Origin of the sequence: Kitasatospora sp. NPDC092039, from assembly GCF_044756065.1 — a bacterium.
Classification (GTDB): domain Bacteria; phylum Actinomycetota; class Actinomycetes; order Streptomycetales; family Streptomycetaceae; genus Kitasatospora.
Genome location: NZ_JBIVSD010000033.1, coordinates 45,059 through 56,013, shown reverse-complemented (window position 1 = coordinate 56,013; position 10,955 = coordinate 45,059). Strand labels below are relative to the sequence as shown.

Genomic DNA, 10,955 nt, shown 5'->3' with positions numbered 1-10,955 from the left:
CCAGCACCAGCACACCGCAACCCTCACCGAACCCCGTCCCCTCGGCCCCCTCACCGAACGACCGGCACCGACCATCAGGCGACAACGCACCCTGCCGGCCCATCTCCACCAAGGTCGCCGGAGTCGCCATCACCGTCACACCTCCGGCGAGCGCCATGGAGCACTCGCCCCGCCGCAACGACTGCACCGCCAGGTGCAGCGCCACCAGCGACGACGAACACGCCGTGTCCACCGACACGGCCGGCCCCTCCAACCCCAGCACGTACGCCACCCGACCCGACGCGACACTGGTCTCGTTGCCGGTCAGCATGTGCCCTTCGAATCCCACCGGGACCCGGGAGGGGGCGGGCCGGTAGCCGTTGGCCATCACGCCGGTGAAGACGCCGGCGGGGCTGCCCTTCAGCGCCTCGGGACGGATCCCCGCCCGCTCCAACGCCTCCCACGACACCTCCAGCAGCAACCGCTGCTGCGGATCCATCGCCTCCGCCTCACGCGGCGAGACACCGAAGAACCCCGCGTCGAACAGATCCGCGTCGTGCAGGAAACCCCCGCCGCGCGTGTACGTCCGCCCGCTCTCGCCCGCGTCCGGACCGGCGTCGTGGAGGTGCTCCAGGTCCCAACCGCGCCCCTCCGGGAGACCGGAGATCGCGTCGCGCCCCTCCGTCACCAGCTGCCACAGGTCCTCCGGCGACCTCACCCCGCCCGGGTACCGGCACCCCATCCCCACGATCGCGATCGGGTCGTCGTCGTGGGAGCGGGGGCCGCGGACGGGTGCGGCGCCGGCGTCGGTGCGTTCGTCGGCGAGTTCGGTGCGCAGTCGCTCCGCCAGGAGGGCGGGCGTGGGGTGGTCGAAGATCAGGGTGGGCGAGAGGAGGACGCCGGTGGCGGCGGTCAGCCGTTCCAGGAGGTTGACGGCGTCCAGCGAGTTGAAGCCGAGGTCCTTGAAGCGGCGGGAGGTGTCGACCAGCCCGGGATCCGGGTGGCCCAGCACGGCCGCGGCGTGCTGGCGTACGAGGTCCCTCAGTTCGCCGTGCCCGTGTCGCGCCGGCTCGGGTGCCGGGGATCCGGTCTCCGCACCGGGCACGCGCCGGTCCGCGGTCACCGACTCCCGCCGGTCCGCCGCCGCGGGCTCACGTCGGTCCGCCCCCGCGGGCTCCCGCCGGTCCTCGCCGTCGAGCCAGTACGACTGCCGCTGGAACGGGTAGGTGGGCAACCGGAGCCGGCGCCCGGCGCCCGGCCGGAGCGCGGGCTGCCAGTCGACCCGCACACCGCGCACATGGAGCCGGGCGACGGAGTCCAGCAGACGGCGCGGGCCGCCCTCGCCCCGCCGGAGCGTTCCGGTGACCGCCGCCGCGGCACCGACGGTCTGCTGGAGCGCCACCGTGAGCACGGGGTGCGGGCTGACCTCGACGAACGTCCGGTGCCCGGCTTCCAGCAGGTGCCGGGTGGCGGTCTCCATCCGTACCGGTCGGCGCAGGTTGCGGTACCAGTAGTCGGCATCCAGTTCCGTGGTGTCGGTGATGGCGCCGGTGACGGTGGAGCAGAACGGGATCCGCGAGCGGTGCGGGGTGATCCCGGCGAGTTCCGCCAGGACCGTGTCCCGCAGGACCTCCACATCGCTGGAGTGCGAGGCGTAGTCGACCGGGATCGCGCGCACCCAGACGCCCTCGGCCTCGTACTCCGCCAGCAGCCGGTCGACGCTCTCGGGCGAACCGGAGACCACCGTGGACGCCGGACCGTTGACCGCGGCGATCTCCACCCCGTCCCAGCCCCGTTCGAGCCGGTCGCGGACCTGCTCCAGGGGCAGGGAAACGGTGGCCATGGCGCCGGTGCCCGCCAGTCGGCCGAGCGCGCGGCTGCGCAGGGCCACGATCTTCGCGGCGTCCTCGATGTCGAGGGCGCCCGCGACGCACGCGGCGGCGATCTCGCCCTGCGAGTGCCCCACCACCGCGTCGGGACGCACCCCGAAGGAGCCCCACACCTCGGTCAGGGCGAGCATCATGGCCCACAGCACGGGCTGGACGACGTCGACCCGTTCCAGCGACGGGGCGCCGGGCGTCCCGCGCAGGACGTCGAGGAGCGACCAGTCGACGTGCGGCCGCAGCGCCCGGTCGCACTCCTCGACCCGCTCCCGGAAGACGGGCGAGGATTCGAGCAACTCCTGTGCCATGCCGTCCCATTGGGAGCCCTGGCCCGGGTAGACGAAGGTGATCCCGCCTTCCGCACCGACGCTGCCCCGGACCAGTGCCGGATCGACTCCGCCGGGTTCGGCGGCGGCGGTCAGTGCCCGGAGGAACTCCTCGCGGTCGGCCGCGACCAGCACCGCGCGGTGCTCCCAGGTCGCGCGCGTGGTGGCCAACGAGCGGGCCACGTCGGCGGGGGCGGCGTCGGGCTCCTCGGCCAGGTACGACCGGAGGCGGTCGGCCTGGGCCCGCAGCGCCTCCGGCGCGGCAGCGGACAGCACCCACGGCACCACGCCGGAACCGCCGTCCGCCGTCGCCCGGGCGCCCTCGGCGGAGGCGGGCGGCTGGGACAGCACGACGTGGCAGTTGGTCCCGCCGAGGCCGAACGAGCTGACGCCCGCGAGGCGGGTGCCGTCCGCCTCGGCCCACGGCAGGCCGTCCGTCACCATGCGCAGACGCAGCGCGTCCAGGTCGATCAGCGGGTTGGGGGTGCGGAAGTTGAGGCTCGGCGGCAGCGTCCCGTGCCGGAGCGACAGGGCCACCTTGACCAGGCCGACCACACCCGCCGCGGCCTCCAGGTGGCCGACGTTGGTCTTGACGGAGCCGATGTGCAGGGGGCTCCGGCCGGCCGGCCGGCCCGCGCCGAACACCGCGCCCAGCGCGGCGGCCTCGACCGGGTCGCCGACCCTGGTGCCCGACCCGTGCAGTTCGACGTACTGGACGTGCGCGGGGTCGACCCCCGCCCGCTCGCAGGCCCGCCGCATCACCTCCTCCTGGGCGGCGCGGGTCGGCACCGTCAGCCCTTCTCCGCCGCCGTCGTTGTTCAGGGCGCTGCCGAGCAGGACGCAGTGCACCAGGTCGCCGTCCGCGAGGGCCCGGCTCAGGGGCTTGAGCACCACCATCGCCCCGCCCTCGCCGCGTACGTAGCCGTTCGCCCGCTCGTCGAAGGTGAAGCACCGGCCGTCGGGCGAGAGCGCGCCGAGCCCGGCCATCGCATGCGCCGTGTCGGGCAGCAGGTTGAGGTGCACCCCACCCGCCACGGCGAGGTCGGAATCGCCGCGCCGCAGGCTTTCGCAGGCCAGGTGGACGGCGGCCAGCGAGGACGCCTGGCCGGCGTCGACGGTGAGGCTGGGGCCGCGCAGCCCGAGGGCGTACGAGACGCGATTGGCCGTCATGCCGCGCTGGGTGCCGGCGACGGTGTGCGGGGTCCGGGCGGCCGGCCCCTGGCGGTCGAGCAGAAGGGTGTAGTCGCCGGACGCCACGCCGAGGAAGACGGCCGTGTCGTGGGACCGGAACGTCTCGGGGCGCATGCCCGCGTCCTCGAAGGCCTCCCAGCTCAGCTCCAGGGCCAGGCGCTGCTGCGGATCCATCGCGGCGGCCTCGCGAGGGCCGATCCCGAAGAATCCCGCGTCGAACCGGTCCACGTCCGCCAGGAACGCCCCCCACCGCAGGGCGGACGGCTCGTCGCTCCCGGAGCCCTCGAGACCGCCCCGGCGATCACCGGGAGTTTCGGTGACGGCGCTCCGGCCGTCGCGCAGGAGGTCCCACAACTGCCGGGGCCCCGCGGCTCCCGGCAGCCGGCAGGAAATCCCGATCAACGCTATGGGCTCGTCCGGCACCGATCGGTTTCCCGCGGAATTCACGGAGGCCTCGGAATGCCCATGGCGGAGATCAGACATGACGCCCCCTGTTATCGCTTGGAACCGAACGACGGCACGACGGAACGGCTTCCGAAAACCGAGGAAAGGAATGGGAGCCCCGGAATGGCCCGTCAAAACAATGTGGAACACGGCACACGGCTCCCTGAACACTGACATACGCACCGCACCGACCGACAAGCCTGTTCGACGGTCGACCGTACGTTTTCGGCCCATCTGGCAGAAGACCACCGGTCGACGCCCGCCCCGGCCCCATCCGGCCGAAGATCACCGGTCAACGCCCGCCCCACCTGCCGGTACCCGGAACCTCACGGTCCGGCGCGGCCGGTCGCGGAGCCCGTCTCCAGCGACGACACCTGAGCGATCTCGGCAAGAAATCGATGGGACATGTTTGGGCACACATGGGACTCCCGCACCCGGGACATCAGCCCGTTCGTCCGTAGTCTGCGGGCATGACGAGCCCAGCCGCCGCCCCCGTTCCCGTCACGCACCCCACCCCGGCCCACGCCTCGTCCGTGCGGGAGATCCTCGAGCTCACGGCGCGGCCCGAGGTGATCTCGTTCGCCGGCGGCATGCCCGCCCCGGAACTCTTCGACGTCGCCGGCCTACGAGCCGCGTTCGACCACGTCCTGGCCACAGCCCCGCACCGCGCCCTCCAGTACTCGACCACCGAGGGCGACCCGGCGCTGCGGGCGGCCGTCGCGGACCGGCTGAATTCCCGTGCCCTGCCCACCCTGATGGACGACCTGCTGGTCACCTCGGGTTCTCAGCAGGCACTCACGCTGACCGCGACGGCGCTGCTGGCCCCCGGCGACACCGTCCTGGTGGAGAATCCCACCTATCTGGCGGCCCTGCAGTGCTTCGCCTTCACGGGGGCGCGCGTCGTCCCGGTCCCGTCCGACGAGGACGGCATCGACCCGCTGGCACTGGCCGACCTGGTGGCCTCCGAGCGGCCCAAGCTCCTCTATCTCGTCCCCAACTTCCAGAACCCCACCGGCCGTACGCTCTCCGTCGAACGCCGCCGGGCCGTCGCGGAGGTCGCGGCCCACCACGGCCTGTGGATCGTCGAGGACGACCCCTACGGCGAGCTGAGGTTCGACGGCGCACCGCTGCCGTGGATCGCCTCGCTCGACGGCGCGGCCGACCGCACCGTGACGCTCGGCAGCCTCTCCAAGATCATGTCCCCGGGCATGCGCCTCGGCTGGCTGCGCGCCCCGGCCGCACTGCGCCGGGCCTGCGCGACGGTGAAGCAGACCACCGACCTGCACTCCTCCACCATCGACCAGGCGGCCGCCGCCCGGTACCTCACCCACGCCGACCTCGACGCCCACCTGACGCGGGTCCGCGCCGCCTACCGGGAACGCCGCGACGCCCTGCTCGACGGCCTGCCCGACGCACTCCCGCACGAAAGCACCTGGAACCGGCCGGACGGCGGGATGTTCGTCTGGGTGCGCCTGCCGGACGGGCACGACGCCACCGCCCTGCTGCCCCGGGCCGCGGCCCACGACGTCGCCTACGTGCCCGGCGCACCGTTCTTCGCGGCCCAGGCCGACCCGGCGACCCTGCGCCTCTCCTTCACCGGAAACCCCGCCGGGACGATCAGGGAAGGACTGGCCCGCCTCGCCGAAATCTTCAGGTGACCGGGGAGGCCCCCTTGTGGCAGTGCGCCCCCGTTCTCCGGACCTCTCGCGCGCGACCCACCGTCACCTACAATGCGCCCATGACTGGCTTACTACGCCTACGGGTTGCGCGAGGAGCTTCCTTGACCAGTGACACGCCTCGACGACTGGGCACCATGACAGCCGTAGCACTCGCGCTGCTGGCGTCGGATTTCATCACCAAACAGATAGCACTGACAAATTTCTCGAGGACCGATCCGACCGAGACCCTCGGTGGGCTTCTGAAATTCACGCTGGTCTTCAATTCGGGTGGGGCGTTCTCCATCGGCGAGGGGGTGACCTGGTTCTTCACCACAGTGAAGATCCTGGTCATCGTCCTCATGCTGGTGATGTCCCCCCGCATCCGCACCCCCCTCTGGGCGGTCTCCTTCGGGCTGGTCATCGCCGGAGCGGCCGGAAATCTCATCGACCGCCTGTTCCGGGCCCCCTCCCCCCTGGAGGGACGCGTCGTCGACTGGATCCAACTGCCGCACTGGCCGGTCTTCAACCTCGCCGACTGCGGCGTGGTGTGCGGCAGCGCCCTGGTGATGTGGGCCTCGACCCGCGGCATCCGCCTGGACGGCACACTCGCCTCCACGGCGCCGACCGAGCCGGACGGAACGGAGCCGACCGCCGAGGGGAAGAACCGGTAGGACAACGGGCCTTCCGACCCGGCCGTACCGATGCCGAACGGGCGCGGACTGGGGCCGTACGAGCCGCGGGAACGGCCCCTTCGAACGGCTGCGACGGGCCGTCGACAGGGACAAGGGTGAAGCCAGGGAACGGGACCGGACCGGCCTCACGGTGCCGTTCCCGCCCACGGTCCCGGCGTTCACGCGGCGGCCCGTCCCCGGTGTCATGTTCCTCACCCGACCCCGCCCCCAACCTCGCGGCCCGGCTGGTCGAGCGCCGCCTGGAGCGCCTCTGCAGAAGGCCGCTCCTCCGGGAGCCGAGCCGACGGCCCGCCGCCGGCATGGCATCCGGCCGGAAGATCCCCACGGGCGCGCCGGCGCCCGCCACCACGGCGGGAGTTCTCAGCCCCGCCATCGCGACGGCGAACTCGCTCACGGGATGGTCTGCCGGCAGCATCCACGCGCAGGACCCGCACAACGGCCCAGCAGCAAGCCCGACACGGCCCAGCCGCGCACCGGGCCCCAACCGGCGGCATGCCCGGTCACCGTGAAGCACAGCCCGGCCCCCGGGGACGCTGTAGCAGTCCAGGAGGAGAGAACCCAGCGAACCCAGGGGCACGTCATCGCCGAAGATCTGCCCCAGCCGCACCCGGCGCGCCCCACCCCTCAGCACACCGTCTCCCGAAGCCTGCGGCTTGCCGGGCCCCTTTGCGCCCGAGCAAGGAGGACCGCCCGGCCAGGGCGGCTCCCGCCCGCGTGGTGGTCGCATGGTGGTCGCAGACCTTCGCCTTGCGGGGCCGCCCCCACGCCGACATCCGGCCCAGAAAATGCGGACAGAGCGGAAGAAAGCTCATAAATTGAACGATGCTCACGCCCGACCGCGTCAACCCCGTGACGCGAGGTCACCCACCGCGGGACACCCCAAGCGGTCAACGATCTGGCCGCCGATCGGGCCATGTACGCCAACTCCAGCCATACAGCGGCGAGTTGACGAGGTCAGCCGGCGCCCGGCTGCGCTCCGCGGCCGGACGAGATGCGACCGCCCTGCGACCACCACCCCGCGACACGCACAAAAAGGCCGTCCCCATCCTCAGATGGAAACGGCCTCCGACCTGCGAAAACGCTGGTCGGGACGACAGGATTTGAACCTGCGACCCCTTGACCCCCAGTCAAGTGCGCTACCAAGCTGCGCCACGTCCCGTGGTCTCGGTGCCTGCAGCGGGGCCTGGGGGCTCTGCTGTGGGCTTCTCGACCTTGTCTCCGGTTGTCCCGGCGACGTGGAAAACAATACAGCACGTCGGGGGGTGCTCGCTGCCAGGTTCGGGGGTGGGTGGGGTCAGGGGGTGGGGTGGCGGGCGTCGTAGGTGAGGAAGGCGGGGCGGCGGGCGGCGAGGAGGAGGACGGCGGCGACGCAGGCGAGGCCGCCGGTGATCACGGAGGTGGCGGGGTTGGTGAGGGCGGCGACGGTGCCGGACTCGAAGTCGCCGAGGCGGGGGCCGCCGGCCACGACCACGATGAAGATGCCCTGGAGACGGCCGCGCATCTCGTCCGGGGCCGCGACCTGCATCATCGTGTTGCGGAAGATCATGCTGACGGTGTCGGCGCAGCCCGCGACCGCGAGCAGCAGGAGGCCGAGCCAGAGGTTGTGGAGGGCGCCGAAGGCGGCGATGGCCAGGCCCCAGGCGGCGACGGCGGCGAGGACGGCGACGCCCTGGCGGTGCACGCGGCCGACCCAGCCGGAGAAGAGCGCGCCGACCAGGGCGCCGACGGCGGGGGCGGAGACCAGCAGGCCGACGGTGCCGGCGTCGCCGCCGTAGAAGGTGACCGCGATGGCCGGGAAGAGGGCGCGCGGCATGCCGAAGACCATGGCGGCCAGGTCGGCGAGGAAGCTGGTGCGCAGGTTGGGCTGCTCGCGCAGGAAGCGGAGGCCGTCGAGGACGGAGGCGCGGCCCTTGCGGTCGCCGAGCGGCCGCATGGCGGGCAGGCGCCACATCGCGTAGAGGGTGCCGGTGAAGGCGACGGTGTCGATCAGGTAGGCGGCCTGGGGGCCGTAGGCGCCGATGAGGACGCCGCCGAGCATCGGGCCGACGGTGAGGCCGAGGTTCATGCTCACGGTGTTCAGCGCGTTCGCGGCCGGGAGCTGGTGGCTGGGGACCAGTCGGGGGATCATCGCCGAGCGGGCGGGCGAGCTGATCGCGAAGAAGCCGGCCTGGACGGCGACGGCGGCGTACAGGACGGCGACCAGGCCGAGGCCGGCCAGCGCCTGCGCGGCCAGGACGGCGGAGACGGCCGCCAGACCTGCCGAGCCGATCAGGCCCAGTCGGCGCCGGTCGACGGTGTCGGCGATCGCGCCGCCGTAGAGGCCGAAGGCGACCAGCGGGACGAGCGAGAAGATGCCGACCAGGCCGGTCGCGAAGGCGGAGCCGGTCAGGTCGTAGACCTGGACGGAGACGGCAACGGCCGTCATCTGCTGGCCTATGGAGGAGACGGCCTGCCCGGCCCAGACCCGGCGGTAGTCGGCGTGGTCGCGCAGCGGGCTGAGGTCGGCGAAGGCCCGCCGGTACCAGGGTGAGTCGGCGGCCGCCTCCGGCTCCGGTCCGCCCCCTGACGAAGGAGTGGAGAGTGGCGCAGAGGAGGCGGAGGAGGGAGACGTGGAGGCGGAGGAGGGAGACGAGGAGGCGGAGGAGGGAGACGAGGGGGCGGAGCCGAACGGGGCGGGTGAGGGGGACGGAGTGGAATGTTGATTGTTCGACATAACCCCCCATGCTCCGCTCCACCCCGGGACGCCCCCGCACCGGGGCCCGCCCCAGCGGTCCCGCCGCCCCCCACCCGCTATCGGTTCAGCACCTGCTTCTCCCCCGCCTCCACCGCGAAGTCCAGCCGGTTGCCCGGCGGCGGGAACGGGCAGATGAAGTGGTCCGAGAAGGCGCACGGCGGCAGGTAGGCCCGGTTGAGGTCGAGGACGGTGCGGCCGTCGGCGTCCGGCGCCGGCAGGGTGATGAAACGGAAGCGGTAGGTGTCGATGCCGCTGGTCGCGTCGGCGATCACGCCGCTGAGCCGCCGGCCCGACCGGCTGACGGTCAGGGTCCGGTGCTCGCCCGCCACGGTGAAGGCGATCTGCCCGGACACGGCCAGCGGACGCTCCCGGCCGTCGGCGTTCGGGACCACGACCGACCGCGCGTCGCCGTCCTCGAACGGGGTGAAGACGGCGGACACGGCCCACTCGGGCGCGTACGGGTAGGCGGAGATGCCCGCGAACGCGGCCCGGCGCGGGGAGGCCGGGTCGAAGACCCGCAGGGCCAGCTCGCCCTCGCGCTCGATCGGCACGAGCAGCAGGGCGCCCAGGGTGGCGGTGTCGGCGGCCGGGTCGCTGTCCGGGCGGAGCAGCGCCTCGCCGTCCACCGGGGCGTCGGCGCCGTCGACCGTGATGCCGTCGGACGTCTCCGCCCGGACCCGTACGCCCTCAGCGTCGGCCCACCAGCGCCCGGGCAGGCCCGGGACCTCGGCGGGCTCGGGCTCCAGCCAGTGCGTGCCGGTGAGTGCGAGCTGGCCGTGCGGCGCGCTCACCGTCGCCGCCCGGCCGTCGCTCCAGTGCTTCCAGTCCTCCGCGGCAGTCGCCGTCATCGGTTCACCCTCCCGGTCGGTCCGCGGACGGCCCGCGGTTCGGGCCGCCCGTCTCGGTCATCCACAACACCGTCCACGCGGACGGATCATTCCCGTCGACCCGAAGCCGCCGAAACCGCAACACTGCTGCGGCGCGCCGAAACGGGGCACAACACGAGGCAACGCCAGGCAACACCACGGCCCCACGACCACCTACCCGTCGCGGCGCTTCAGCGGCCGGAACAGCCCCTCCTGCACAACGGACACCACCAGCCGGCCGTGCCGGTCGAAGATCTGCCCGCGCGCCAGGCCGCGCGCGCCGTGCGCGATCGGGGACTCCTGCTGGTACAGCAGCCAGTCGTCCGTCCGGAACGGCTGGTGGAACCACATCGCGTGGTCGAGCGAGGCCATGTCGAAGTTCCGCTCGCCCCACAGCGGCTCGACCGGGGCGCGGACGGCGTCCAGCAGCGTCATGTCGCTGGCGTAGGTGAGGGCGCAGACGTGGATCAGCGGGTCGTCCGGCAGCGGGCCGTTGGTGCGCAGCCAGACGCCGCTGCGCGCCTCGACGCCCTCCAGCTCCTCCTCCGTCCAGCGCAGCCGGTCGACGTAGCGGATGTCGAAGGGCTGGCGGCGGCTGATGAACGGGGGCAGCTCGCCGAGCCGGGAGCCGACCTCGTCCAGGGCACTGGGCAGGTCCTCGGGGGCGGCGACGGGCGGCATCGGGTACTGGTGGTCAATGCCGCCCTCCTCGGGTCTGTGGAAGTCCGCGGTGAGGGCGAAGATCGACCGCCCGCCCTGGATGCCGAGCACCCGGCGGGTGGTGAAGGAGCGGCCGTCGCGGATCCGGTCGACCTGGTAGACGATCGGCACGCCGGGGACCCCGGGGCGCAGGAAGTAGGCGTGCAGCGAGTGGACCGGGCGCTCGTCGTCCACCGTGCGCCCCGCCGCGACCAGCGCCTGCCCGGCGACCTGGCCGCCGAACGTCCGTTGCAGCGCCTCCTCGGGGCTGCGCCCGCGGAAGATGTTGAGTTCGATCTGCTCAAGGTCGAGCAGATCGACAAGGTCGTCGACGGGGGTTCCCATGCGCACGCTTCCTCTCGGACTCCGAACGAATTCTCCAGCTCACTCGAATTCTCCGGCGACCCGGGTCATTCCCGCGCATCGGTCCGAAGCCTCCAGTTCACTCGAACGAGTAAACGAGTAAACGGGTAACCGCGTGAA

The 10,955-nt window shown here is 72.8% G+C and carries 6 protein-coding genes and 1 tRNA gene; 2 read left to right on the top strand and 5 right to left on the bottom strand.

The window, feature by feature from the left end:
* Nucleotides 1-3,862, bottom strand: a 3,862-nt coding sequence (locus tag ACIQI7_RS37355) for a type I polyketide synthase (protein ID WP_401118860.1), incomplete at its 3' end; no start/stop codon positions are given.
* A 431-nt stretch (nt 3,863-4,293) separates the two neighbouring features.
* On the opposite strand from ACIQI7_RS37355, the gene ACIQI7_RS37350 reads away from it, so the two are divergent.
* Together ACIQI7_RS37350 and lspA are read left to right on the top strand one after the other, a co-directional pair.
* Nucleotides 4,294-5,481: a PLP-dependent aminotransferase family protein gene (locus tag ACIQI7_RS37350; protein ID WP_401118857.1), complete on the top strand. Its 1,188-nt coding sequence runs from the start codon at nt 4,294-4,296 to the stop codon at nt 5,479-5,481.
* A gap of 122 nt (nt 5,482-5,603) precedes the next feature.
* Complete coding sequence (gene lspA, locus ACIQI7_RS37345) at nt 5,604-6,152, top strand: signal peptidase II (RefSeq protein WP_401118853.1); 549 nt, start codon at nt 5,604-5,606, stop codon at nt 6,150-6,152.
* A gap of 1,103 nt (nt 6,153-7,255) precedes the next feature.
* Here lspA and ACIQI7_RS37340 read toward each other — a convergent pair.
* The 4 genes from ACIQI7_RS37340 to ACIQI7_RS37325 all read right to left on the bottom strand — a co-directional run bounded on the left by ACIQI7_RS37340 (nt 7,256) and on the right by ACIQI7_RS37325 (nt 10,817).
* Nucleotides 7,256-7,332, bottom strand: a tRNA-Pro gene (locus tag ACIQI7_RS37340).
* A gap of 135 nt (nt 7,333-7,467) precedes the next feature.
* The gene (locus ACIQI7_RS37335) at nt 7,468-8,886 is read right to left on the bottom strand and encodes an MFS transporter (protein WP_401118850.1); all 1,419 of its coding nucleotides are present in this window, start codon (nt 8,884-8,886) and stop codon (nt 7,468-7,470) included.
* 77 nt (nt 8,887-8,963) lie between these two features.
* The gene (locus ACIQI7_RS37330) at nt 8,964-9,755 is read right to left on the bottom strand and encodes a DUF1684 domain-containing protein (protein WP_401118847.1); all 792 of its coding nucleotides are present in this window, start codon (nt 9,753-9,755) and stop codon (nt 8,964-8,966) included.
* Between the two features lie 192 nt (nt 9,756-9,947).
* Nucleotides 9,948-10,817, bottom strand: coding sequence for an acyl-CoA thioesterase (locus tag ACIQI7_RS37325; protein WP_401118845.1), 870 nt, complete (start codon nt 10,815-10,817; stop codon nt 9,948-9,950).
* Between the last annotated feature and the right edge of the window lie 138 nt (nt 10,818-10,955).